This window comes from Microcoleus sp. A006_D1 (assembly GCF_036702805.1).
In the GTDB taxonomy this organism is placed as follows: Bacteria; Cyanobacteriota; Cyanobacteriia; order Cyanobacteriales; family Microcoleaceae; genus Microcoleus.
Map to the genome: position 1 here is coordinate 514,693 of NZ_JAUBVZ010000003.1, position 22,852 is coordinate 537,544.

Genomic DNA, 22,852 nt, shown 5'->3' on the forward strand with positions numbered 1-22,852 from the left:
GATCGTCCAAACTTGTCATAGATTATACAAAAATAAATAGCAAGCTCGATCGCCTCCCCACAAGCCAAGTGGATTTTCATTAAACTGATAAAGGACGCGAGGATCAAAAACAATGCCTGCACAAAAACCAAAGCTTCTAATTGCTGCCGCTATCATCGCAGCAGGTAGCGCCGCGGTCTACTTTTACTTCCAGAGTTTGAGCCAACAAATATCCAACCCCCAAGACAGCGCCAGAGTTGTACCCGACGAAGCAACGATGGCCGCCTTCATCTCCCCCAATCCCCAAGCGCTGTCCGAGTTGCAACAATTCGGCACCCCAGGCGCTCAAAAGTTGGTCGGTGCGGGTTTGAAGGCCTTTCAAGAACAAAGCTTGGCAGGCACTCAAATCGACTTTGATAGGGACTTAAAGCCTTGGCTGGGCGGCGTGATGGTGGCTTTGTTGCCCCCCGATGCTGCGGCGAAAACAGAGCCTCCTAAACTGCTCGTTGTAGTCAGCGTCAAAAATAAAATTAGCGCCTGGAATTTTGCGAATAAATTAAAATCTCAGCAAGGCGCAACAATTCAAGAAACCGAGTATAAAGGAGTTAAAATTTCTGAGATTGCAGAGCCAACCGGCAAGCGCTACAGTGTGGCTTTGCTGAACGACCAATTAGTCATGGCTCCTTTGAGAAAGCCTGTGGAATTGGCGATCGACACTTTTAAAGGATCACCCTCCCTCGCCACGCAGCAGAGTACAACTAAGTTTTTTGCAGAAAGTGCTGGGGTACCGAATCCGATCGCAACTATTTACATTGCTGACTATCCTGCCGCCATGCAGCAATTGAAAGCTAATTTGCCAGATGATTTTCAGTTACCTTCGACAGTGCTTTCGCAGTTCAAACAAGTCAAGTCTTTGGTAGCGGGAATTGGGGCGGACAGTGCGGGATTGAGAATCAAAACTATCGCTCAGTTAGACCCTAAATTCGTGCAGCAAAAGCCGCAAGTCGCATCGAAATTGTTGCCCAGATTTCCCGGCGAAACCATTGCTTTAGTCGGCGGCAAGGGAATTAATCAAATTTGGTCGCAGGCGACAGCAGAGGCAAAAGATAGCCCGGAAGTTGACAGGGGAATTCAACAGGTGAGGAGTAGTTTTAAACGGTTGGATTTGGATGCGGATCGTGATGTTTTTGGGTGGATGAATGGGGAATTTGCGATCGGGGCGATCGGTTCGGATCAAGGTATTTTGTCTCAGTTGGGGATGGGGGCGGCGATGATTTTTGAAACGAGCGATCGCCCTGCGGCGGAAGCAACCCTGAAAAAACTCGACGCGATCGCCAAAAGCAATCCCACAGTCAGCGTCGCCCCCAGACAAGTGCAGGGGAAAGAGGTTACAGAGTGGCAAATACCGCAGCAAGGCACTTTATTCGGGCACGGTTGGCTGAATGAAAATTCTGTGTTTGTAGCTTTCGGCGGCCCTTTAGTCGATGTCATCACCACAGCGCCGCCGCAACCCTTAAGTAGTAGTCCGAGTTTTCAGGCGATCGCCACTGCTTTACCGCAGGCCAACCAAGGTTACTTTTACATAGATATGGAAAAAACCATGTCATGGGCGAACCGTTATTTGCTCGCAGTACAGCCCAATTTAGTTTCGCCGCCCGTCGCTGAATTGCTCAATTCTCTGCGAGGAGTCAGCGTAGCCACAACTTCGACAGAACCGACAACTGCTCAGCTTGAGATGCTTTTTGCCTTCAAATCTAACAATTAGGGAATCGGTAATCGGTAATTGGTAATTGGTAATCGGGAATTCTATCCGTTACATCCGCTACACAATCCGTTGCCGAACTTCCTTACATTCTTTACATCCCGTACACTAATAACTAATAACTAATGACTAATAACTAATGACAACTGACAACTGACAACTGACAACTGACAAAAAAAAGATGCTGCCTCTCAATCGAGGGCAGCTACTTCAGTAAAGCATTTTAATGTCTCTCAAAACTTCAGGATTAACCTTCAGACGTTCCCGACTTATTCGGCAATTGCAAGTCATCAGGATCTACATAGTGACAAACTGCTTTATCCATGCAAATCAATGCCCAGCCAGATTTATCGATGCTCATCAACTTGTAAGAAGCGGGCTGAATAAAGAAACCTTTGTGGTTGCGGGTTGCTGGTTTGATGTTAACGTGGCTATCGTTGCTCATGTCGTTACAACTCCTAGTATTTATGGTAGTCAAGTCTGAAAACCGCTGAGCGGGTTTGTCGATCGTCTAAGTTTTCAAATACTAGCACTGACTTGCTGAGTTTTCCATAAAGTTATTTATTGATTTATTACGATCTCGTAATAAACCGCAAAGCCGATTTCGTCGATCCCCGCCCCAAAATCGGCTTATTTTCGCGGTTACGACTCCATAAGCCACTGTTGAACGCGAGCGAGACTCTTCCAATCCGGTTTTCTGCTTAATCCTTCTTCAAAATTTTTTTTAACTTCGTCGAACAACTCATCGGAAGCCATCAGGAGTTGCTGAGCGACTTCTACGTGGGGGCGCACTCCTTTTTCTTTGAGATCGAGGATCGCGACTGCTAGGTTGATGCGAGCTTGGGGGTCGTGAGGGTTCAATTTAACGGCGGTTTTCGCTGCCTTTTGAGCCGATGTGGGTTTATTTTCCAACAGGTAAAGCCACGAGAGGCTAGCCCAGGCATTGCCATTTTTCGGGGATTTCTCGCACACTTCTTTGAACACGGGGATCAGATTAGCAGGGGCTTCGCCAGCTTGGTAGCGATCGAAACCTTCTTTAAACAATTCTTCTGGCGTCATTCGATTTTGGATTCTAGATTTGGGATGTTGGATGGAAAAGGGCATGGGATAGTTTACAACTTTCTGCCCCATGCCCTATTTTCCAATTTTATGTAGAAAAAGAACTGCCACAGCCACAAGTTTGAGTAGCGTTGGGGTTGGTGAACTTAAAGCCGCCGCCGATCATGGAATCGCTGAAGTCGAGCACCAAACCGTAGAGATAAAGAATGCTCTTGCGATCGCAAACTACCTGAAAACCCTCGTAGTCGAACACCTCATCGTCCGATTTCACAGTGCTGGGGTCTGCGAAATCCATCACGTAAGACATACCAGAGCAGCCGCCCTGCCGCACCCCTACCCGCAAGCAGAGGTCTTTACCTTGTTTTTCTCGAAGAGCTAAAACTTGACAGACAGCAGAGTCCGTCATTTGAATGCCCCGCTTTTGGGAAATCGCTTGAGTCATAATTTTCCGAACTCCTGAGACTGTGCAACGCGCTTGAGCTTAATCTTATCTATCCATTGTACAGGGAAGAAGGAAGAAGTCATTAGTCATTAATCATCAGTCCTCAGCAATAAAATCAAGGGTTTGAGCAATTAAGAAAGTCTGATCGCCGAGGGCGGTTGCGATAGATGCTGAAGGCATAATTTTTACCTTCTAATTTTTAATTCCCCTGGGGTCTCGTTCCCAAGCTCGATGTCCTCTCCCCCTATAGGGTTTATGATTGAGAAGCAGCGGTTGACCCTTTGTGGCACCGCAACAATGCTTCACCCAACGGGCTTACTCTATGGCAGCGCTGAATCGCTCTACTCTTCGTCGGCTACAAAACTTACCTCAAATTCCCAGCGTGTGGGAGGGCGACCGCCGACCGTTATCTAATGCTGACTCGCACATGATGCTAGAGGACGACGACGATCCAGAAGCCGGTGGCGAGTGCATTCTCTGGGTGGATGGCTCTGAAGGCATCGTGAGGGCTATGGACATGGTAGGCCCAGATGCCGGCCCAGAGGCGATCGTCCGGGCTCTGCTGCGGGCAATGGAACATCCCCAAAGTCCGGCTCCCGCAGTCCGCCCCCAAAAAATAGTAGTCAAAAACCGAGAAATTCAATTTTACCTGCGCGGCGTACTTCAAGATTTAAGTATTTCCATTGACTACGTGCCGGAATTGCCGTTAATTGACGAAATATTTCGGGGAATGGAAGAGGTGGCTGTCAATCGGCCTCCCGAGTTACCGCCTCAGTACGCCGAAGTTCTCATGGAAAAAGCAGCTCAAATTTGGCACGACGCTCCCTGGCGGACTTTGAGCGAACACCAAATTATATCTATTGAAATCAATCAGTGGGATGTCGCCAGCCTCTACGTGTCCGTATTGGGCCAAGGCAGAATGGATTACGGAGTTTTGCTCTACCGCTCTCTAGAATCCTTGAAACGGTTTCGAGAGCGAGTGGTCAACGATGACTCTTTTGAAGATTTAGAACAGGCTTTTTTAGGGCAAGACTGTTTGTTTCTCACCTTTGAAAGTGTCGCAGATATTGATGAAGACGACGAAGAAGATGAAATTGATTTAGCCGATTTGCCTCCATCGGAAATTGAACCGAATTTTGGCAACCTGCATCCTTTAGAAGGATTGCGATCGATTCTTTACGAAGAAGAAGCCCTGACGATGTTAGTTGCTCTCGAAGCATTTCACCGCTTTTTCCGCAACAGTCGCCGGAAATTGGGAGCAGAGACGTTTCCCGAACTCAACAGCCGCTACCGCATCCCAGTTCCCCAGGCTGACGGAGAAATTCAGCAGGTATCAGTTAAAGTTTCGACGATGCCCGAGGTGTCCGACGAATTATTAGAGATGCTCGACGATGACGATGATGATGATGAGGATGATGAGGATGATGATGAATTTGAAATGCCCCTGCTGCGGGACGATTTGGTGCCGCCAAATTCATTTTTGAGTCTGGGCGTCATACCTTGGGAAACGGTAGAGTTTCTGCGCGGAAATGCCCAGTTTCATCAAAGTGCACAAATTGATATTAATGCCGACGGTGACGGTTTGCCGGTGGTGATGATCCAAACTTCTAATCCCAAAGCAAAAACTATGATTCAGGATTTGAAAGAAGCTGGAGGGGTGAAGGCAATTTGCTTTAATCCGGGCGAAGATCCTTTTCAAGACGAGCAATACGATTTGGGTATTTTGCAAGCTCACAATGGAGAACTCTATTTGTTTGGAGAGTTCAATGAAGACGATCCGGTGCATCAGGAAGCTCGCAAAAAGTGGGAGCGCCGCTGTCAATCAACGAAGGGTTGGTGCGGTTTGGTGATTGCTAAAGGGTTGATGGGTGCTTCTCGCGGTCAGCCTCAATTTAAGGATATGATCGCTTTGTTTGAGGTGCGCTGGGTGTCAGCTAAAGACTTAGGAATTGGGCCGCTTCAGTTGATGCCGATGTTTTAGAAGAGTTGACAGTTGACAGTTGACAGTTGTCAGTTGACAGTTGACATTTGTCAGTTGACAGTTGACAAGTTGTCAGTTGACAGTTGTCAGACGGAAGACGGAAGACGGAAGAGTGAAGAGTGAAGATGTAAAAGTAATATGTAAGGTTCTCTTCGGCGCACCCTACTTGTTGAATTATTCAGGAGAATTATTATGTCAAATTCTACTCAAAAGCGAGAAGTGTTGATCGCCCTTGATGCCGAATTCGCTGACAAAATAGACCAGCTTACGGATAATTGGACGGAGGCGATCGAACAAGCTCTCCGTCTCTGGTACGCTAAGCAAATAGAAGATAAGTTGCGGAAGTTTTATCTCAACCGCAGCCAAGAAGATATTCAGGATGAACAAGAGTGGTTTGATTTGGTAGAAGAACAGATAGAGGAAGCATGGAACGCCGATGGACTCTAATTCAATAATTACAACTTATCCCAGACAAGGGGAGATTTATCTTTCAAGGGCTTTGCGTCAGTTGGGAGATACAAAAAAAAGACCTGTAGTTGTGGTTTCTCCTGACATCCGCAACGAGTTTAGCGATTCTGTGATTGTTGTTCCTTTCACAAGTAACCTTGCGGGCGTAGACAATCCTACTCGCATCTTAATTCCGGCGGGTGAGGGAGGATTACAAGTTGATTCTTTAGCTGTATGCGAAAATGTCTCTGCTTTGCGCCAAACTTATCTGGAACAAGGCCCTTACGGTGAAATTAGTGCGGATTTTTTGGCAAGAATTCAGAGAGGGGTGCAAGTGGCGATCGGCATTTACGCACTTTGAATGTTTCGGAAATTCTAAAATTTGTTACAATCTGTAAAAATACTGGATAAGGATAAGTAAAATGCGGGTTGCGATCGCAGGTGCGGGACTGGCTGGAATGACCACAGCAGTCGATTTAGTGGATGCCGGCCACGAAGTAGAAATTTTTGAATCCCGTCCCTTTGTAGGCGGTAAAGTGGGTAGTTGGGTAGATCCCGACGGTAATCACGTTGAAATGGGTTTACACGTCTTCTTTGGCTGCTATTATAATTTATTTGCGCTGATGAAAAAAGTGGGGGCATTTGACGATTTACTCCTCAAAGATCACGTCCACACTTTTATCAATCGAGGCGGCGAAACTGGTTCTTTGGATTTTCGCTTTCCGGTGGGTGCTCCTTTGCATGGATTGAAGGCATTTTTCACTACATCTCAGCTATCCGTACAAGACAAAATCCAAAATTCGATCGCCCTGGGAACAAGCCCGATCGTCCGTGGTTTGATAGACTTTGATGGAGCAATGAAAACTATCCGTAAGTTGGATAAAGTTAGTTTTGCTGACTGGTTCCGGGGTCAAGGCGGCAACCAAAACTCGCTCAAAAGACTCTGGAACCCGATCGCCTACGCACTAGGTTTCATCGACACCGAAAATATTTCTGCCCGGTGTATGTTGACAATCTTCCAATTCTTTGCAACAAAAACCGAAGCCTCTATGATGCGGATGCTGGCCGGTTCTCCCAGCGAATATCTGCACAAACCAATTGTGGAATATTTGGAAAGTAAAGGTACGAAAATTCACACCAGGCGCAGAGTGCGAGAAATTCAGTTTGAAGAAGGTGCAGAAACGCGCGTGACAGGTCTGATAGTAGCTAACGGCGAAACAGAAGAAAATATTACCGCAGATGCCTACGTTTTCGCCTGTGACGTGCCTGGAATTCAAAAAATATTGCCGCCAGCTTGGCGCAAATGGTCGGAATTTGACAATATTTATAAGTTGGATACTGTGCCGGTTGCGACAGTTCAATTACGGTTCGACGGTTGGGTAACGGAAATGGAAGATGAAGCGAAACGCAAACAGTTGAGCCACGCTGTAGGAATCGATAATTTGCTATATTCAGCAGATGCAGATTTTTCTTGTTTTGCAGATTTGGCACTGACAAGTCCCAAGGATTATTATAAGGAAGGACAAGGTTCGCTGTTGCAATTGGTGCTGACACCGGGCGATCCGTTTATCAAACAGAGCAATGAGGCGATCGCCCAACACGTACTCAAGCAAGTTCAGGATTTATTCCCCTCAGCACGGGAATTAAACATGACTTGGTACAGTGTAGTTAAGTTGGCTCAATCTTTGTATCGCGAAGCACCGGGAATGGATGTTTTCCGCCCTGCTCAAAAAACTCCTGTTCCTAACTTCTTTCTAGCAGGAAGTTACACTCAGCAAGACTACATTGATAGCATGGAAGGTGCAACACTTTCAGGACATCAAGCGGCTAAGGCAATTCTCGAAGTTTACGGTCATTAGTCATTGGTCATTAGTCATTGGTCATTAGTCATTGGTCATTAGTCGATAGACTGAAAAATGTAAAATGCTAAAAGCTAATGATTTTCTCTCGTTCCCAGCCAGAGACTGGGAACGAAAAAAAAATTAGAAAAAAAACAATCTAAAATCTAAAATCTAAAATAGAATGACTGATTGGTTAGAACATAGTGTACAAGTAGAAGTGGCAATTCCCATCGAATTAGCGTGGCAACTCTGGTCTGATTTAGAGCAATTGCCGCGCTGGATGAAGTGGATTGAATCTGTTCATATTCTCGAAGAAAATCCAGAATTATCGCGCTGGAAACTCGCAACGGGCGGGTTAGAATTTAGCTGGCTTTCTCGGATTGTCAAATTAGTGCCGAATCAGATCATGCAGTGGGAATCGGTGGACGGTTTGCCAAATCGTGGTGCGGTGCGATTTTACGATCGCAAAAACACCAGTATTGTCAAACTAACGGTAGCTTACGGAATTCCCGGCTGGCTGGCAAAATTGATGGACAATTCATTTCTAGCGGGAGTAGTTGAATCGACTCTTCAGGCTGACTTGGAAAGGTTTAAAGAGTATGCTTTGAAAGTTAAGGCGACATCTTGAATTTTGAGGACTGAAGTCCTCACTACAAACTGGTTCGTAGTGAGGACTTCAGTCCTTTAATTTTAAATTGTAACGCGAGAGTCGATCGCCCTTTTGCCTCAGTATCATAGAAATATGCTGCTGATTGCTTCCCGGTTCAGTTATGAGTTATTGCCTAAACCCCGCCTGTCAAAACCCGCAAAATGCCGATCGAACCCAATTCTGCCTGAGTTGCGGCTCCAAACTCTTGCTGAGAGAGCGTTACCGCGCCATCAAACCCCTCGGGCGCGGCGGTTTCGGCCGCACTTTTTTAGCAGTAGACGAAGACAAGCCCTCAAAACCGCGCTGTGCAATTAAACAGTTTTTCCCGCTATCCCAAGGAACCAGCAGCAGCGAAAAAGCAGCAGAATTATTCAACCGAGAAGCAGTGCGGCTGGACGAATTGGGGAAACACCCGCAAATTCCCGAATTGCTGGCGCACTTTCAGCAGGAACGCTATCAGTATTTGGTGCAGGAATTTATAGAAGGTCAAAATTTACAGCAAGAATTGGCGGGGGCTGGGGCTTTTAGCGAAAATCAGATTCGTAGTTTGCTAAATGATTTATTGCCAGTATTAGAATTTGTACACTCGCGCAATGTAATTCACCGAGATATTAAACCGCCCAATATTATCCGCCGTCGCATTTCTCAAACTCCGATTATTTATACTTACCCAAAATTAACCGGCGAATTAGTTTTAGTTGATTTTGGCGCTGCAAAACTTGTGGAGGGTTTGAGAGAAACAGGTACTGTCATCGGTTCGCCCGAATTCGTCGCGCCGGAACAAATTCGAGGTCAAGCAATTTATGCCAGCGATTTGTACAGTTTGGGCGTAACTTGCATTTATTTGCTGACTCAAATATCTCCGTTTGATTTGTTCGATATCAATCAAGATGTTTGGGTTTGGCGAGATTTTTTGAAGGTTCAAATCGATCCGAAATTAAGCCGCATCCTCGACAAAATGATCGAACCGAGTCTCAGCCGTCGCTACAAATCTGTAGCTGAGGTTCTCCAAGATTTGCAGCCGCAGCATTCGGCTGTGCAGATTCCCCCGACTCCGGTAGCTGCTGCAATTCCCGTGCCGCAGAGGATGCCTGCGGTGCAGAATGCCGTGCCGCCAACGGTTGCGGGAACTATCATACCTGTGCCGCCGATGCAGCGGGTTGTACCGGCACGCGCGCCTACTTGGAGGTGCGTTCATACTCTGGTAGGGCATTCCCAGGCTGTCACGTCGGTAGCTTTCAGTCCTGATGGCGCGACTTTAGCTAGCGGGAGTGAGGATAAGACGATTGAGATGTGGAAGTTGGACGCGGGTAAGCGGTGGTACACTCTCACGGGTCATTCTGACTGGGTGACTTGTGTGGCGTTTAGTCCTGATGGCGCGACTTTGGCTAGCGGTGGCCGGGATAAAACGATTCAAATTTGGGATTTGAATAAGGGTAAGTGGTGGTATGCTTTGCGCGGTCATGAGGATCGGGTTTATGCTGTGGCTTTTAGCCCCGATGGTCAGGTTTTGGCGACGGGGAGTCGGGACAAGACTGTGCAGTTGTGGAATTTGAATAAGGGTAGGCCGATGTCGGCTTTGACTGGTCACGCTGGCGGGGTGGAGGCGGTGGCTTTTAGTCCTGGTGGGGAGTTTTTGGCGACGGGGAGTCGGGATAAGACTGTGCAGTTGTGGGATTGGCGCAATGGTCGATCGATTTGTACTTTAGCAGAGCATGGGGATTGGGTGCGGGCGATCGTGTTTGCTGGAACCCCCCCCAGCCCCCCCTTGCTAAGGGGGGGAGATGGAGAAGGATCGGTTTTGGCGACGGGGAGTCGGGATGGTACGGCGAAGTTGTGGCAGGTGGATGCACAGGGGCGAGGTACGCTACTGCGGAGTATGAGGGACAATTCTGGGGATGTTTTGTGTCTGGCGTTCAGCCCGGATGGTGGGGTTTTGGCGACGGGGAGTCGGGATGGTTCGATTTATTTGTGGGATGCTGCTACGGGGGGTTTGCTGGAACTTCTGACGGGGCACGGGGGGGAGGTTTTGTCGGTGGCGTTTGGTGCTGATGGGTGTTTGGCTAGTGGTTCGGGCGATCGAACTGTGAAGATTTGGCGCGCGATTCGGGATTAGGGGAAATTTAATATTTATGCTTGACAGGCGATCGAATGTTGTGCTATGTTATTAACTCGTGAGGACACATAGCTCAGTTGGTTAGAGCACTACGTTGACATCGTAGGGGTCACTGGTTCGAGTCCAGTTGCGTCCATCTTATAAAGCCCGCTCTGTGTAGCGGGTTTTGTTGTTTTTGGTGTTGGATTGTGTGGTAAGGGCGATCGACGTTTAGCAAGAGGGTTTGCCTATTGTACCTGTGTTGTTAGATGTGATTCACCAGCGGTTAAAGGGCTGGGGAAAATTGTCTGAAGTCTTCAGCAAACTGAATTAATTTGACTTGTTCACTCATTGCTACCCCTGATTAAAGAAATTACATCTAATTCAGGCATTGAAAAGTGTCGGCACTCGGCAACGCTGATGGTGTAGCGAACATCGCCAACGCCATTTCGGATATCCGCTTCAATAATTCTGGGAAAATCTCCCTCGACTTTGAAATAGTTAACTTCTCGTGGGGTATAACCAATTTGTTCATAGTGGGAAGTATGTATATCCAGATACCCAACTTCAAAAAGGAGTATTTCTAATTGTTCCTTGGCTATAGGGTCGTTTTCGACAAGTGACCTAAGACTGGCGACAATATCCGGTAGAGATTCACCCCGGTTTTGTCTAGCATCAAGAGATAAGTGCAGTAAAATTAGTGTGTCAGTGCCAGTATCATCTAGTTGCCGTTCACTGGCGATCGCTAGTTTCTGATGCTGTTTAGCTGTAGTAGTTTTGACTTCAACAGCACAGTGTTGAAACTGGAAATCTTGTTGAGTTCCTTTTGCACCCGTCCAGCATTTGACTCCTTGGGGAGAGCCAATTTGAGGAATAACAACCTGTCGCAAAAACCAGAGTTCACCATATAATCCTTGCTGTTCCGCTTGGCTAAGTCCTTCAGGGTTATGTTTTTCTAAGAATGCTTGCCATCGCCGCAGACGGGTAAAGAATGCCCCTACAGCGTTTTGCTCATCCGCAATCGGGGCAATTGCATCAACAATATCCTGTACTAATGTTGTAAAGATATCGCTGTAACGCGAGTTAATAAGTACCAGTTGTAGGGTGACATGGGTATCATCATCACCAGGCATAGCTACACGCCTAACCTCAAAGCAGTTGGAATTAGGAAAAACAGCGGATTTGCCGATAGATTTGTGCTTCAATCGCAGCATCAGCAAACGTGCATTAGAAGGTCTTTCAATAGCGAGATAAACATCGTATGCAACCTCTGGCAATAGGCGGCGGATGATATAGCCAGAAAGTACACTTGTAGTATCATCCTCCAATCGTTTCCAAGTATTTTGCACCGTCATGGCTGATCAAATTCCTCTTTCCAGTACACATTGTTAACCTTATATTCGACCATCTGGGCTGTCTTGCTATCGGGGAAACTCATCACAAAACCGATGACAGGAATTTCAGAATTGATTACTTCCGGCTCTAGTGGATAGAGCAAGAGTAAGCCGTTTTTTGGTGAACGCTTGGAACGCAAAATTTTTCCGTTAGGTGTATTGCCAGCCCCCGGTGGTTTACCAGCCTCTTCTCGCTGAATCCTAGTGAGATCGAGAATCTCTTGACGAGTTGCCTCTGACAGATCGAGCCATTCATCGGTTGGACTCAGGAGGCGAGACTTGCTCAGGCGATATTCCTGAGAAGATTCAGGGGAGGCATCCTTACGCAAAGTTGTACCCACTTCATGTCCAGCAATACACCTTTTTTTGCCTCGACTATTTGATATCAGAACAATAGTCCATAATACGAGTTCATTTTGGGGAAGCTGAGCCTTAATGTAATCTACGAGGTGTGTGGTGTTCGCAGTTTTAACTTTAGGATGTGATTGATAGCCTGAAATAAAATTGGTGATTTTTTTAGCGGGGACATCCTGCCAAATATAGTTGTTGCTTATTTTGTTGGAGTATTCGCCAAGTGTTTTCAGCATTTCTTCAGTAACTTCAAGGTTTTGTTGGTTTTTATTTTCGTCCTTATAGAAGATGGTAGTTTCACTAAGGCTTCTGGTGTATGAGAGTTGCATGACGGTGCCTGTCTTCATCTTATTAGCCCCGGTGATGACTAGCCCCTGTGGGTGCGTGCGAACTTTTAGGCCGAATTCATCAGGTGTCGCTCCCGCATCAGCCATATAGTCAAACTCCTGCCGGAGTTCCTCACAGGCAACAGTGATGTGTTCATACCATTCAACCAGGTCATTAGTTGTGTACAATCGGCAAAGGTCTAAATATCCAGGTCTGTACCCAAACCATCGCCCCATCTGCATCAGAGTATCGTACATCTTTGATGCTCGGAGATAATAGCTGACGCTTAGACCTTCCAAGGTTAGACCACGAGACAATTTATCGCCGCCGATCGCAATAACACTCAGCCCATTCTTGTGTTCCCAGTAGTCTAGTACATCTTTGGCTGTGCCGTTGATTTTCTTAACCTGAATCTTAGAGACCGCCCGGTGCAATAAATATTTGACTTCTTCCCAAGAAACTGACTTTAGTTTTGGATCGGGTATGGATGAGAGTATTGATGAAGTAGTGGGCACAAAATCATCTTTCCATAGCTGCTCAAATTCTTCCTCTAGCTTGCCTGTTACTTTGCCATCGCCGGATCGCAGTCGTTGTTTTAGGGAAGTCAACTCGTCTTTGACTTGCTTTGTTACCTCAGATTGGACAGCCGTAAAACGGGCAACATGAACTAGCATTGAGTTGTGTTCGTTCTCCTGTCCTCGCACAATTCTGACAGCGCAACAAAGAACAAACGCCCTAATTGCCTCCTTGAGAGACCCTGGAAGTTCACCCGGAACGTGACCTTTTTTGTATTTGTCCGGCATCCATTCTTTTTGGTCTTCCACTGGTCGGATGATAGGCAAAGCTTCTGATGCTTCAAGACCAATGGCTGGGTCGGTGTCGAGTCCAAATACTTGGACTGGGCCGATGTAGTTTGATGGTGTAGGTAGGTTGATAATAAAACTACGTGGAAAGAGATCGTCTCCAAATTCTGGATTTTTTTTATCTGGGTCTGGATAAATGAAGATGTTAGCAAATGGTGTAGCTGTATAACCTACATAAGCACTTTTTTCAAAACTGTGAAGCAGTTTTCTGATTAATCCATTGATTGCTGAAACATCATACTCTTCCTGAATTTTACCATTTTCATCAAATAACGGGGGATTTGTGTTGATAGAGGCGTTATCTGCCTCGTCATCAATGACGAGTAATGGAACTCCTCTGACAATTCTTTTCCCTGATTTTTCATCTTTGTCTCCATGACGCAAAGCCCAATGTAGGAGATTTTTGAGTACAGTTGTATTCTTTTTGACAACAAACAATAATGGATTTCCAGCCCCTGCTGATACCCCAAACTGACCGGCTATTTTTTTACTAAAATCACCATTATTAGCACTGTTTGTAGCTGAATCAGCAATCAGCCTCTTTCCAACAGGAATTAGCCCCGCTCCAATGGAGGAATTCTCTTGAGTCGAAGCTCTGTGTACTTGTGAGTCATATCCGAGAAAACCTTCGTCTAGACGCAGTTGTGTCTGGCTCCGCAAGCTGTTCTGCATACCAGCAAACACAATAATCAGTTTGTATCCTGCATCAACCGCCTTGCAGATCAGACCAGTATAATTCGCTGTTTTTCCAGACTGGACCTGTCCAACAACCATTCCTCTCCGATCCCAAGTTCCTGAACGTAAAGGGTTCTCTAGGAGTTGAAGAATAGATTCTGTCAATTGGTCTAAACCATTCATCGTCGCTGGTGCCCAGCCCTTTTCTTCCTCCAAATAACGTACATAACGGTTCCAAAAATCCCAATTGATTTCACTGTTGCGGTCAGCCAACCAAGGGATGTGACCCTGTTTATTTTCTAGTACATGACCTAAACCCATCCAGATGTTGAAAAGACTTTCAAGTTCCCGGACGAGCTTTTCCTCATCTACCTCAACGGCACAGCCTTGTTGGCTAGTTCTGGTAGAATCAACGGCGATTTTGACTTTTTCCTGAATGATTTGTCGTGTGGGTGTCTGTTCACCCTTCAAAAGAGCTTGAGCTACCAGACGAGCCCTATCGTAGTCGTTCATTCTAGATATTCTCCATGTATCTGATCGATCAGGCTGGCTACCAGTTCTTCAAAGTGCTGGAAAAATTACATAGCAAGTAAGTGTTTATGAGGTTTACTCTATTGCTCGGAGTGTTCTGAGGACTCTGGCAATAACTTTCCCATGTCAGTAGATGTATGCAACTTTGACTCATCTTAGTTGTACAATGCACTACAGGTCAACCTGAAGTTAAGTTAACCCCTTTCGGACTGAACCTCGTAGTAGGCTTGTACTTGTTTTACAATTGGTCTGGCGATCGCTTCAGCCAAAAGAGGTGGTACTGAATTACCAACTAATTCAAACATCCTAGTCATAGGTGCGTCAAATACAAAATGATCTGGGAAACTTTGAAGCCTAGCAGCCTCTCTTACAGAGATACTTCTGGTTTGTGTTGGATGGATATAGGCTAAACAATCTTTTTGCATATGTGCCGTTAGTGTCCATGAGGGTTTATCCCAATGTAAGCGTTTATACTTATCCTCAAAACTCTGATCGCTGTAACGTTTTAACTCATTAGGTATATTTTTATACTTGCCGCCTTGAGGCATGATGCTAAAAATGTGCAAGTCTTTATCATTATGCGATCGACACATATGATTCATTACCATATCGTCAGATTTAATTCTCATTAGCTCTTGATACTCGGATTTAGGCGAAAAATTGTAAGCTTTAGGAAAGTCAATTTGCTTTGGTGCAGTGCTTTTCCTCTTCAAAGGTATACTTACAGGCTCTAATTCTGGTAAATCTCCAATTGCTTCCCCTACAGAGACAGGAGAACTTGTATTCGCATCTGGAAACTCGAAAGTTAGATTCGTATCTTTACGCCTACCAACAATAAATAAGCGTTTTCGGATTTGAGGAACACCGTAATCAGAAGCGGTTAGAATTTGATAACTAAGATCGTAGCCTGGATAATCATGCTTTTTTCTAGTTAATCCATTTTCTAAATCTTTTACCAAAGTAGGAAATATCCAGTGATTGAGGAGATAATTGACATTTTCGATTACAAAAAATAGAGGTTTATAATATTTGACAACCCTAATAAATTCTTTATATAAGAAATTTCTAAGATCGCTTTCGATATGTTTTCCTAAAGACTTCATTTTACCCTTGCCTACTACTGAAAATACCTGGCAGGGTGGGCCGCCAATTAAAATATCAATTTCTCCCGGCTCCAACTCCAGTTTACTCAAATCAGTAATAGATTCGATAGACTGAGCATCACGCATCAGTTTACAGTTAGGAAAATTTCTATGATGAGTTCTTATAGCATGAGGATTTTTATCAATTCCTCCTAATATTTCACAGCCAGCATTCTGAAAGCCTAAGCTCATCCCACCTGCACCGCAAAAAATATCTAGTACAGTCGGTGATTTTATATTTTTTATTACTGGTCTATCTTCTAGCATGATCGATCTATAAAAAAAAGCCGCTGTTTTTAATAATTATATCTTCATTGGTAGTCAATTAATAATAAGTGTTAAAAAATATATTTTGGATTGAATTACGATCTAAATTCGGAAATCTCAAGATTTTACGGTAATCCAGCCTACCACTCATAACCGTGTTCTTTTCCCCATTGTATCCACACTTGAGTCATAAGCTTCATTCGACCGCGCTGTTCAGGTTTTACCGGATTATCACCGGTAATTGCCCTCAAGGCCCAGAACCAATGATCGGGTTTTTGTTCAAGATCGCGCAGAATCAACGGGACAACAGCCGGGCCCATACCAATAATTCTCTGGTAAGCTGCGTGCATTGACTTCTGTGTAACGAATGATAGCATCCTCGTTTCTGCACGCCATTCTGCGGCGAGGCTATTAAACTCCGCTTCTAGTTCGAGCTTACTTTTAGTGGGGTATTTATAAGCAGTAATAACGAATTCTCTCCCTAAAACGTGGGAACTTTAAATCTCGCCCCACAGTTGGGGCATTCCGATCGCAATCCTAACTAATCTCGATACCAATCCCGATCGCCCCCACCATCCCCAAACCATACCAAATCCCATCACCCAGTAGGGACACGACACAGCGCCGTGTCCTTAAGCGTAACCTATCGGCGACAGCCTTCGGCGATCGCCATTAATACCGCTTTCCGCACTTCAGGATGCGATTTTTCCAGCCCGTTAGCCCGAAAAATCCAGTGTCCGCTGCCCGCGTGCTCGATCGCAATCTTCTGTCCATCAGGCAAAACTATTTGCCACCAATTCAACACAGTGGCTTTAATCAGTTGGCACTGAATCTCGCTCAATTGAGCCTCCATCAGTTTCAGTTGACGCATGATTGGATTTTGGGCTGATGACTTCATGATTTTTTTCCTTAAATAAATGGGACAGTTTCTCTGTTGGGATTTCAGTTTGCTTAGTTTTCAACTTAATTTCACTTTCTGAGCCTTTAGCCTTAACTTTACCTTCCGAACTTTTAGCCCTCACCTCCCTTGTACCACCTTTAGGCTCAATTTTTACTCCAAAACCTTTAGATTTAACTTTGTCTTGAAGGGAAATTGAAGTCTGTTCCGCTGCCGGCTTCTTAAACTCCGCGTCTAATTGGTCTAAAATCTCCTCTTGTTCGGGAGTGTGTTCCGCTGGCTGCTCTAAATTTCTGGGGTTGTATTCGTCAACCAGCCGCCCTAAAAATTCCGAAATTGACATTCCTGCTGCGGCTGCTTTTTTGGTTAACAGGGCGTAGGTGTCGGTTTTGATGCGAATTTGTTTGAGCCGAAGGTTGGGGTTATTGTCAACAGTTTCGGCAATAGTGACTGCGGTAATCCTTTCTTTTGGTATGACATCAACAACTTCTTGCCATTTTTCCTGTAAAGCACAGTCGCCGTATTGGTCGGTTACTGCGTGTTTAAACAAAGGGACAACTTGAGCCACGCAGCTAGGCAAAATCTCAAATCCGGCTTTAATTAAGCGCAGGCAAATGCCAGCAGATTTGATGATTTGCGTGCAGTAAAAATACTGCCTGCCTAATGCTTGTTCGCAGTAACTTTTAAAGGTTTTGAACTTGCCTTTGTACAATCTCAGTTTTCGGATCGCGTCCAGCATGATTCCTTGCCGCACGTAGTCTAGGAATCCCCTTTTAATTTCGCCTGTGAGGTAGTCTAAATCGTGAAAGGGAGATTGGTTCTGGATTTCTTCTTCAAAGTCTAGCAGCGGGCCTGCAAAGTGAAAGTTGGAGGCGACATCGCCCAGGTATAAGTTGTCGGTAGATGTGGTCATGATCGGGAAGGGGTCGAGAAAGGGAACGATAGCACGGAAGTTGTGCGATCGCAAAGTTGAAGTTTTGGTCAGGATCTTTGATACAATTTTGAGTTGGGCTGTGCTGTAGGGTCGATCAACCTTTTACATCGCCTCACCTCCGGGCGTGGTTATTCAAACCTGCACGTTTTGGCTGTTCGGCCTAACCGACAGGCTTGTGTTATGTCGCTTTGTCTCATTATGAGATGTCGATTTAATTTTGTCAAGTATGACATCTCAGTTTGAGATTTTATGTTACAATGTCATCAAGAAAAGAACGAAGACAGGAGGGCAATTCACCATTGGAAGCCCTAAGAATCCACAAAACAGACTTATCACAAGATGAGTTCGCTTTTAGATGCGGGATTCCCCGGGCCACGTATCATAGATGGATATCTGGAGTAACAGAACCAAAATTTTCTCTCTTTCAGTTGAAAGCTATTTGCCGAGAACTAAAAATAGAAAAAATAGATGAACTTCCAGAGAGCTTTGGCCCGAATTAGCAATTAAATTAAACCAACAGATACAATTTTGAGTTGGGTTGTGCTGTAAGGCTTGCCCGGGCGCTTGCTATATTATCTATTCGTAGTTTAGTCAGGTTTCCTGTATTTGTCAAGGGTAAACTACAAAATATTCTGCACAATGAATCAAGAAGTACGGGATTTATACGAAATGAGCCTTGCGGAAATTAGAGAATACAGGGGCTTTAGTCGCCGTGAGCTTAGCCTGCAACTGACGGGGAAAGTCTCTGAAGATACTTTGTATTCTATAGAAAAAAGAAAACAAAAACCCAGAGTTGATACTGCAATAGCCATCTGTACAGCCCTAAATATTAGCTTGAAACAGTTCTGTCACTCGATCGGGCTAGATGTTTCAGGACTTGTTGATGATTACGTGCCGCCGAGGGACAGCTAACAAACAGAGCGAATTTTTGGTCGGGATATTTGATACAATCTTGAGTTGGGCTGTGCTTTAAGGTCGATCGACCTTTTAAATAACACCACCTCCTCGGCGTTGAGGGAAAGGAGCTTGAGGTATGCACTCAAGCCCCAAAAATACTAAGGGTATGCAGGTGCACAATTGATAGACACTACAAATAAGGCGGTTATTCAAACCTGCATTTTGACTGTTTGGCTTGCCCAGCCGGCTTTGTTTTGTGTGTCTACTAGCATTTTAGTGCCAGATGCCAACTTTGTCAAGCACTAAAATGCTAGCAATTAAATGCTATAATTAATGGAAGCTGAAGATCGAGAAACGATAACCTTGAAAAACCTGAGAGAAAGTGCAAATTTGACCCAACCCGAACTTAGTCGTCGAATGGGGGTAGGAATTCGCATTATTGGCGATTGGGAACGAGGAGAAGCCATTCCTCGCTTCGATCGCGTCATTGCTCTGGCGCGCGAGCTAGGCGTACCTCTAAAAACACTTGCTAGATGTATGGGATTAGACGTAGCCAAAATTCCCGATGACCTACAAGCATTAAGTGTACTTCATCTTTCGACAGAGGTCAAGAAGATAGATATCGAGAAACAAGCTTCATGTATTGGGAAAGAAAATTCGCAAGAAAAGGAGAAGTCTCCATTAAGGCTTCTCAGAGAACAAGCTGGGCTAACCCGCCCTCAAGTCAAACAACATATCGGCGTTTCTGAGCGGATGCAAGCTGACTGGGAATCAGGAAAGTCCATGCCAACTGTTGAAAACGTGGCTGCACTGGCTAACCTGTACCAAGTTTCTCTAAAAACTATGTTTGAGCTTTTAGGATTAGACGTAACTAAAATTCCCGATGACTTACCAAGTCGATAGCCCTCGATCCAGGAGAAGTAACAGCTACATATAGGTTGTCTGCGATAGGGGATGCGAGGGAGATCGCTCAATCCGTGATTTTTCCTCTCAGAGCTTTAATCTGCCCTCGCTTAGTTTTGCTGTCAAGACGCTTGCGCTGGGAACTACGAGTGGCTTTGCTGGGTTTGCGCCTTTTGGGTATGACGATCGCACTTTTAATCAATTCTTGCAGCCGTCTCAAAGCCTCCTCCCGGTTTTGTTCCTGGCTGCGGTGTTCCTGAGACTTAATCACAATCACCCCTTCGGAGGTGATTCGTTGGTCACTGATTTGCAATAAACGCTGCTTGTAGCGATCGGGCAATGAGGAAGCTGGGATATCAAAGCGCAAGTGAATAGCGGTTGCTACCTTATTGACATTTTGTCCGCCCGCGCCTTGAGAGCGAATGGCACTAATCTCGATTTCGCGATCGGTAATGAACACTGTATTAGAAATTTGTAGCATGATTTATTTACAATTCTTAGCTGTGAGTATAAATTTGATTAGTATTTTTCGATCCCATAACTCTACGTCGTTAGATTCAGCAAGGTTGTAAGCGTTTTCTGTAAATCTGTTGTTGGTGATTACTCTGGCTTTATTTCCGTTGTAATGTCTGACGGCTCCTACTACTTCTTGAACAGCTTTAATCCCAACGGGGTTTTTGCTTTTTTTGGCTTGAACCACGGTTCTCAATCCATCTTTATCCAAAATTAAATCAGCCCCATAATCTTGACTATCTTGACTTAAAACAACACTATAACCAAGTTTTCTAAAATGGATATCTAGAAATCTTTCAAACTCTTTGCCAGTCATGGCATCCACTTCCAGAATACCACTATCTAATAAACTACTTTCACGTTCTAACCATTCCGCCAACTTACTTATATCTAACATTAAATTACATTGATTTTAAAGAATTAGTTATGATTGTACCAGATTTGCTCAGTATAGTTATAGCAATCCTCGCATCATTTGTGAATTTCTTACTCCCTCAGAGCGGGTTCGGGGAGGGTTGGGGTGGGGTAAAAAATTTATGACTCCTGCAAGGATTGCTATAAGTTATTTACAATTCTTAGCTGTCAGTATAAATTCGATTAGTTTTTTTCGATCCCATAACTCTACGTCGTTAGATTCAGCAAGGTTGTAAGCGTTATCTGTAAATCTGTTATTAGTGATTACTCTGGCTTTATTTCCTTTGTAATGTCTGACGGCTCCTGCTACTTCTTGAACTGCTTTAATCCCAACGGGATTTTTGCTTCTTTTGGCTTGAACCACCGTTTTGGAGCCATCTTTATCCAAAATTAAATCAGCCCCATAATCTTGACTATCTTGAGTTAAAATAACACTATAACCCAATTTTCTAAAATGGACATCTAGAAATCTTTCAAACTCTTTGCCAGTCATAGCGTCCACTTCCACAATACCGCTCTCTGATAAACGTTTTCTTGACTCTTCTTCTTTAAGTGTATCAAATACCAAGGCTGCAATATCACCTACAAGGGCAGCGGCTCTCACTATAAAAGGCTTCATAAAATTACACTTATTTTAAAGAGATGTCTATAGTTTATACTACAAAGTGGCGAGATTGTTCGTGTAGACGAGGTTGAATACTATGACGAAACCGCATGATATCATTCGAGAACAAGACCGCAGATTAGGAGAATTAATGGCGATCCTCTTCGAGGGCTTCGCTAACGCACGTCAGCGATTCCTCGATGCAGGTGGCGATCCTCGACACCCGCCATCAGGTTTAAAAGGCGATGACTACATGACAGATGCAGAAAGACAAGAAGCACTCACGATCGCCCGATCGCTCTTTAACGACGAATATATTAAAACCTATCTCAAAAACAAACGTCAAAACAATTTGCAACCGCAGATCAATTCGTAAGGTGCGCCGAAACGCACCCTACAAAAATTAATTAATCAGAAGTACCCGTTTGCAGCGACTCTTTCGCAGCCTGAGTCCACTCAGAGTGGAAGAATTCACCGCGCGGTTTGTCGGTGCGCTCGTAGGTGTGAGCCCCGAAATAATCGCGCTGAGCTTGCGTCAGGTTTTGCGGCAGTCGATCGCGCCGATAGCTGTCGAAGTAGTCCAGCGACGCGCTGAAGGCCGGTACAGCAATCCCCAGTTGGCTAGCCGTAGACAACACCTCGCGCCAAGCTGTTTGGCGATCGAGAATGCTCTGTTTAAACTCCGGCGCTAACAGCAAATTTGGCAGCTCGGGATCGTCCTTGAAAGCTGTTTTAATCTTGTCCAAAAATCCAGCCCGAATAATACAGCCGCCCTTCCAAATTCGAGAAATTTCGCTCAAACTCAAGTCATAACCGTAAGACTTCGAGGCCGCGCTCAACAGCGCCATACCTTGGGCGTAGGAGCAAATCTTCGAGCAGTAAAGCGCATCCCGAACTTTGTTCACAAACTCTTTAGGATCGCCTTCAAACTTGGCGGTAGGCCCCGTCAGTTCTTGGGAAGCTTTGACGCGCTCGTCTTTGTAAGAAGACATGATTCTGGCATTCACAGCAGCGATAATTGTCGGAATGCTCACGCCCAATTCCAAAGCACTCATTACAGTCCAGCGGCCAGTACCTTTCTGACCGGCAGCGTCCATAATCACCTCAACTAAGGGTTGCTTAGTTTCCGGGTCAATGTACTTGAAAATATTAGCCGTAATTTCAATCAAAAACGAGTTGAGTTCGTCGGTGGTATTCCATTCGGCAAACACTTCCTGCAACTCTTGGCCGCTGAGTCCAGCCACGTTTTTCAGCAAATCGTAGGCTTCAGCAATTAATTGCATATCACCGTACTCAATGCCGTTGTGCACCATCTTCACGTAGTGACCAGCGCCACCTGGGCCGATGAATGTGACGCAGGCGCCGTCATCTACTTGAGCCGCAATTTTGATGAGAATTGGCTCTAGTATGCCGTAAGCACCGCGCGTGCCACCGGGCATGAGGCTAGCACCGTTGAGGGCGCCTTCTTCGCCGCCGCTGATGCCCATACCGACAAATCCCAGTCCCGCTGCTTCTAAGTCTTTGGTGCGGCGTTCGGTGTCGTCGTAGAGGGAGTTACCGCCGTCAATAATCATGTCGCCCGGTGACAGCATGGGTTTGAGCTGGTCGATGACTGCATCTACTGGTTTGCCAGCTTGCACCATGACTAAGATGCGGCGCGGGGTTTCTAGGGCATCGACGAATTCTGTGAGAGTCTTGGCGGCGACAATGTTTTTGCCGGGGGCGCGTTTTGCCATGAAGTCGTCGGTTTTAGCTGCTGTGCGGTTGTACACAGCCACGGAGAAGCCTCTGCTTTCGACGTTGAGGGCTAGGTTCTCGCCCATCACTGCTAGACCGATTAAACCAAAATTTTGCTTTGTCATGCTAATAACCCGCTAGTTCCGC

At 45.4% G+C, this 22,852-nt stretch carries 25 protein-coding genes and 1 tRNA gene; 12 read left to right on the forward strand and 14 right to left on the reverse strand.

Annotation, left to right across the window (positions count from 1 at the left end; translation table 11 throughout):
• The first annotated feature begins 112 nt into the window (after positions 1–112).
• Positions 113–1,744: a DUF3352 domain-containing protein gene (locus tag QUB68_RS07945; RefSeq protein WP_332991024.1), complete on the forward strand. Its 1,632-nt coding sequence runs from the start codon at positions 113–115 to the stop codon at positions 1,742–1,744.
• 244 nt (positions 1,745–1,988) lie between these two features.
• Here QUB68_RS07945 and QUB68_RS07950 read toward each other — a convergent pair whose 3' ends face one another.
• The 3 genes from QUB68_RS07950 to QUB68_RS07960 all read right to left on the reverse strand — a co-directional run bounded on the left by QUB68_RS07950 (position 1,989) and on the right by QUB68_RS07960 (position 3,242).
• Positions 1,989–2,186: a hypothetical protein gene (locus QUB68_RS07950; RefSeq protein WP_332991026.1), complete on the reverse strand. Its 198-nt coding sequence runs from the start codon at positions 2,184–2,186 to the stop codon at positions 1,989–1,991.
• A 197-nt stretch (positions 2,187–2,383) separates the two neighbouring features.
• The gene (locus tag QUB68_RS07955; RefSeq protein ID WP_332991028.1) at positions 2,384–2,800 is read right to left on the reverse strand and encodes a tetratricopeptide repeat protein; all 417 of its coding nucleotides are present in this window, start codon (positions 2,798–2,800) and stop codon (positions 2,384–2,386) included.
• 88 nt (positions 2,801–2,888) lie between these two features.
• Positions 2,889–3,242: a HesB/IscA family protein gene (locus QUB68_RS07960; RefSeq protein WP_332991030.1), complete on the reverse strand. Its 354-nt coding sequence runs from the start codon at positions 3,240–3,242 to the stop codon at positions 2,889–2,891.
• A 322-nt stretch (positions 3,243–3,564) separates the two neighbouring features.
• Here QUB68_RS07960 and QUB68_RS07965 point away from each other — a divergent pair, with 322 nt between their 5' ends.
• The 7 genes from QUB68_RS07965 to QUB68_RS07995 all read left to right on the forward strand — a co-directional run bounded on the left by QUB68_RS07965 (position 3,565) and on the right by QUB68_RS07995 (position 10,412).
• The gene (locus QUB68_RS07965) at positions 3,565–5,223 is read left to right on the forward strand and encodes a DUF6930 domain-containing protein (protein WP_332991031.1); all 1,659 of its coding nucleotides are present in this window, start codon (positions 3,565–3,567) and stop codon (positions 5,221–5,223) included.
• A 192-nt stretch (positions 5,224–5,415) separates the two neighbouring features.
• Positions 5,416–5,670 carry a hypothetical protein gene (locus QUB68_RS07970; RefSeq protein WP_332991033.1) on the forward strand — a complete coding sequence of 85 codons (255 nt, stop codon included), beginning with the start codon at positions 5,416–5,418 and terminating at the stop codon, positions 5,668–5,670.
• Positions 5,660–6,031, forward strand: coding sequence for a type II toxin-antitoxin system PemK/MazF family toxin (locus QUB68_RS07975; RefSeq protein ID WP_332991035.1), 372 nt, complete (start codon positions 5,660–5,662; stop codon positions 6,029–6,031). Before QUB68_RS07970 ends, QUB68_RS07975 begins: the two co-directional genes overlap by 11 nt.
• Before the next feature lie 61 nt (positions 6,032–6,092).
• Positions 6,093–7,529: a 9,9'-di-cis-zeta-carotene desaturase gene (gene zds / locus QUB68_RS07980; protein ID WP_332991036.1), complete on the forward strand. Its 1,437-nt coding sequence runs from the start codon at positions 6,093–6,095 to the stop codon at positions 7,527–7,529.
• A gap of 163 nt (positions 7,530–7,692) precedes the next feature.
• Entirely contained in the window at positions 7,693–8,139 is a 447-nt protein-coding gene (locus QUB68_RS07985) for an SRPBCC family protein (protein WP_332991037.1), read from the forward strand.
• 142 nt (positions 8,140–8,281) lie between these two features.
• Positions 8,282–10,276 (forward strand): serine/threonine-protein kinase, encoded by a 1,995-nt coding sequence (locus QUB68_RS07990; RefSeq protein WP_332991038.1) that lies wholly within the window; start codon positions 8,282–8,284, stop codon positions 10,274–10,276.
• Between the two features lie 62 nt (positions 10,277–10,338).
• Positions 10,339–10,412 (forward strand) — tRNA-Val (locus QUB68_RS07995).
• 187 nt (positions 10,413–10,599) lie between these two features.
• Here QUB68_RS07995 and QUB68_RS08000 read toward each other — a convergent pair.
• From QUB68_RS08000 to QUB68_RS08030, 7 genes are all read right to left on the reverse strand, one after another.
• A complete protein-coding gene (locus tag QUB68_RS08000; RefSeq protein ID WP_332991040.1) occupies positions 10,600–11,610 on the reverse strand; it encodes a PD-(D/E)XK motif protein in 1,011 nt (336 codons plus the stop codon).
• Positions 11,607–14,378: a Z1 domain-containing protein gene (locus QUB68_RS08005; RefSeq protein ID WP_332991042.1), complete on the reverse strand. Its 2,772-nt coding sequence runs from the start codon at positions 14,376–14,378 to the stop codon at positions 11,607–11,609. The genes QUB68_RS08000 and QUB68_RS08005 overlap by 4 nt, the downstream gene beginning before the upstream one ends.
• A 212-nt stretch (positions 14,379–14,590) precedes the next feature.
• The gene (locus QUB68_RS08010) at positions 14,591–15,805 is read right to left on the reverse strand and encodes a DNA cytosine methyltransferase (protein ID WP_332991044.1); all 1,215 of its coding nucleotides are present in this window, start codon (positions 15,803–15,805) and stop codon (positions 14,591–14,593) included.
• 140 nt (positions 15,806–15,945) lie between these two features.
• The gene (locus QUB68_RS08015) at positions 15,946–16,155 is read right to left on the reverse strand and encodes a hypothetical protein (protein ID WP_332991045.1); all 210 of its coding nucleotides are present in this window, start codon (positions 16,153–16,155) and stop codon (positions 15,946–15,948) included.
• Positions 16,156–16,302: 147 nt separating this feature from the next.
• Positions 16,303–16,425 (reverse strand): hypothetical protein, encoded by a 123-nt coding sequence (locus QUB68_RS08020; RefSeq protein ID WP_332991047.1) that lies wholly within the window; start codon positions 16,423–16,425, stop codon positions 16,303–16,305.
• A 23-nt stretch (positions 16,426–16,448) separates the two neighbouring features.
• Positions 16,449–16,676 carry a hypothetical protein gene (locus QUB68_RS08025; protein WP_332983745.1) on the reverse strand — a complete coding sequence of 76 codons (228 nt, stop codon included), beginning with the start codon at positions 16,674–16,676 and terminating at the stop codon, positions 16,449–16,451.
• On the reverse strand, positions 16,618–17,616 hold the full coding sequence (locus QUB68_RS08030) for a hypothetical protein (RefSeq protein ID WP_332991049.1): 999 nt from the start codon (positions 17,614–17,616) through the stop codon (positions 16,618–16,620). Before QUB68_RS08030 ends, QUB68_RS08025 begins: the two co-directional genes overlap by 59 nt.
• 278 nt (positions 17,617–17,894) lie before the next feature.
• Between QUB68_RS08030 and QUB68_RS08035 the strand changes: the two genes are divergently transcribed.
• The 3 genes from QUB68_RS08035 to QUB68_RS08045 all read left to right on the forward strand — a co-directional run bounded on the left by QUB68_RS08035 (position 17,895) and on the right by QUB68_RS08045 (position 19,437).
• The gene (locus QUB68_RS08035) at positions 17,895–18,137 is read left to right on the forward strand and encodes a helix-turn-helix domain-containing protein (RefSeq protein ID WP_332991051.1); all 243 of its coding nucleotides are present in this window, start codon (positions 17,895–17,897) and stop codon (positions 18,135–18,137) included.
• A gap of 139 nt (positions 18,138–18,276) precedes the next feature.
• A complete protein-coding gene (locus tag QUB68_RS08040) occupies positions 18,277–18,549 on the forward strand; it encodes a helix-turn-helix domain-containing protein (RefSeq protein ID WP_293176870.1) in 273 nt (90 codons plus the stop codon).
• A gap of 318 nt (positions 18,550–18,867) precedes the next feature.
• Entirely contained in the window at positions 18,868–19,437 is a 570-nt protein-coding gene (locus QUB68_RS08045) for a helix-turn-helix transcriptional regulator (protein ID WP_332991053.1), read from the forward strand.
• A 67-nt stretch (positions 19,438–19,504) separates the two neighbouring features.
• Here QUB68_RS08045 and arfB read toward each other — a convergent pair whose 3' ends face one another.
• From arfB to QUB68_RS08060, 3 genes are all read right to left on the reverse strand, one after another.
• Complete coding sequence (arfB, locus tag QUB68_RS08050; protein ID WP_332991055.1) at positions 19,505–19,918, reverse strand: alternative ribosome rescue aminoacyl-tRNA hydrolase ArfB; 414 nt, start codon at positions 19,916–19,918, stop codon at positions 19,505–19,507.
• Positions 19,919–19,921: 3 nt separating this feature from the next.
• Entirely contained in the window at positions 19,922–20,347 is a 426-nt protein-coding gene (locus QUB68_RS08055; protein WP_332991058.1) for a restriction endonuclease, read from the reverse strand.
• A gap of 165 nt (positions 20,348–20,512) precedes the next feature.
• Positions 20,513–20,983: a restriction endonuclease gene (locus QUB68_RS08060; protein WP_332991060.1), complete on the reverse strand. Its 471-nt coding sequence runs from the start codon at positions 20,981–20,983 to the stop codon at positions 20,513–20,515.
• An 82-nt stretch (positions 20,984–21,065) separates the two neighbouring features.
• Between QUB68_RS08060 and QUB68_RS08065 the strand changes: the two genes are divergently transcribed.
• Positions 21,066–21,344 (forward strand): hypothetical protein, encoded by a 279-nt coding sequence (locus QUB68_RS08065; protein WP_332991062.1) that lies wholly within the window; start codon positions 21,066–21,068, stop codon positions 21,342–21,344.
• Between the two features lie 31 nt (positions 21,345–21,375).
• Here the strand turns inward: QUB68_RS08065 and gnd are convergent, their stop codons facing one another.
• Positions 21,376–22,830 (reverse strand): decarboxylating NADP(+)-dependent phosphogluconate dehydrogenase, encoded by a 1,455-nt coding sequence (gene gnd / locus QUB68_RS08070; protein WP_332991063.1) that lies wholly within the window; start codon positions 22,828–22,830, stop codon positions 21,376–21,378.
• Between the last annotated feature and the right edge of the window lie 22 nt (positions 22,831–22,852).

Bases quoted from the DNA above. Each gene is read 5' to 3' on its own strand.
- QUB68_RS07945 (WP_332991024.1), top strand. From the start codon at position 113: ATGCCTGCACAAAAACCAAAGCTTCTAATTGCTGCCGCTATCATCGCA.
- QUB68_RS07950 (WP_332991026.1), bottom strand. From the start codon at position 2,186: ATGAGCAACGATAGCCACGTTAACATCAAACCAGCAACCCGCAACCAC.
- QUB68_RS07955 (WP_332991028.1), bottom strand. From the start codon at position 2,800: ATGACGCCAGAAGAATTGTTTAAAGAAGGTTTCGATCGCTACCAAGCT.
- QUB68_RS07960 (WP_332991030.1), bottom strand. From the start codon at position 3,242: ATGACTCAAGCGATTTCCCAAAAGCGGGGCATTCAAATGACGGACTCT.
- QUB68_RS07965 (WP_332991031.1), top strand. From the start codon at position 3,565: ATGGCAGCGCTGAATCGCTCTACTCTTCGTCGGCTACAAAACTTACCT.
- QUB68_RS07970 (WP_332991033.1), top strand. From the start codon at position 5,416: ATGTCAAATTCTACTCAAAAGCGAGAAGTGTTGATCGCCCTTGATGCC.
- QUB68_RS07975 (WP_332991035.1), top strand. From the start codon at position 5,660: ATGGACTCTAATTCAATAATTACAACTTATCCCAGACAAGGGGAGATT.
- zds (WP_332991036.1), top strand. From the start codon at position 6,093: ATGCGGGTTGCGATCGCAGGTGCGGGACTGGCTGGAATGACCACAGCA.
- QUB68_RS07985 (WP_332991037.1), top strand. From the start codon at position 7,693: ATGACTGATTGGTTAGAACATAGTGTACAAGTAGAAGTGGCAATTCCC.
- QUB68_RS07990 (WP_332991038.1), top strand. From the start codon at position 8,282: ATGAGTTATTGCCTAAACCCCGCCTGTCAAAACCCGCAAAATGCCGAT.
- QUB68_RS08000 (WP_332991040.1), bottom strand. From the start codon at position 11,610: ATGACGGTGCAAAATACTTGGAAACGATTGGAGGATGATACTACAAGT.
- QUB68_RS08005 (WP_332991042.1), bottom strand. From the start codon at position 14,378: ATGAACGACTACGATAGGGCTCGTCTGGTAGCTCAAGCTCTTTTGAAG.
- QUB68_RS08010 (WP_332991044.1), bottom strand. From the start codon at position 15,805: ATGCTAGAAGATAGACCAGTAATAAAAAATATAAAATCACCGACTGTA.
- QUB68_RS08015 (WP_332991045.1), bottom strand. From the start codon at position 16,155: ATGCACGCAGCTTACCAGAGAATTATTGGTATGGGCCCGGCTGTTGTC.
- QUB68_RS08025 (WP_332983745.1), bottom strand. From the start codon at position 16,676: ATGCGTCAACTGAAACTGATGGAGGCTCAATTGAGCGAGATTCAGTGC.
- QUB68_RS08030 (WP_332991049.1), bottom strand. From the start codon at position 17,616: ATGACCACATCTACCGACAACTTATACCTGGGCGATGTCGCCTCCAAC.
- QUB68_RS08035 (WP_332991051.1), top strand. From the start codon at position 17,895: ATGTCATCAAGAAAAGAACGAAGACAGGAGGGCAATTCACCATTGGAA.
- QUB68_RS08040 (WP_293176870.1), top strand. From the start codon at position 18,277: ATGAATCAAGAAGTACGGGATTTATACGAAATGAGCCTTGCGGAAATT.
- QUB68_RS08045 (WP_332991053.1), top strand. From the start codon at position 18,868: ATGGAAGCTGAAGATCGAGAAACGATAACCTTGAAAAACCTGAGAGAA.
- arfB (WP_332991055.1), bottom strand. From the start codon at position 19,918: ATGCTACAAATTTCTAATACAGTGTTCATTACCGATCGCGAAATCGAG.
- QUB68_RS08055 (WP_332991058.1), bottom strand. From the start codon at position 20,347: ATGTTAGATATAAGTAAGTTGGCGGAATGGTTAGAACGTGAAAGTAGT.
- QUB68_RS08060 (WP_332991060.1), bottom strand. From the start codon at position 20,983: ATGAAGCCTTTTATAGTGAGAGCCGCTGCCCTTGTAGGTGATATTGCA.
- QUB68_RS08065 (WP_332991062.1), top strand. From the start codon at position 21,066: ATGACGAAACCGCATGATATCATTCGAGAACAAGACCGCAGATTAGGA.
- gnd (WP_332991063.1), bottom strand. From the start codon at position 22,830: ATGACAAAGCAAAATTTTGGTTTAATCGGTCTAGCAGTGATGGGCGAG.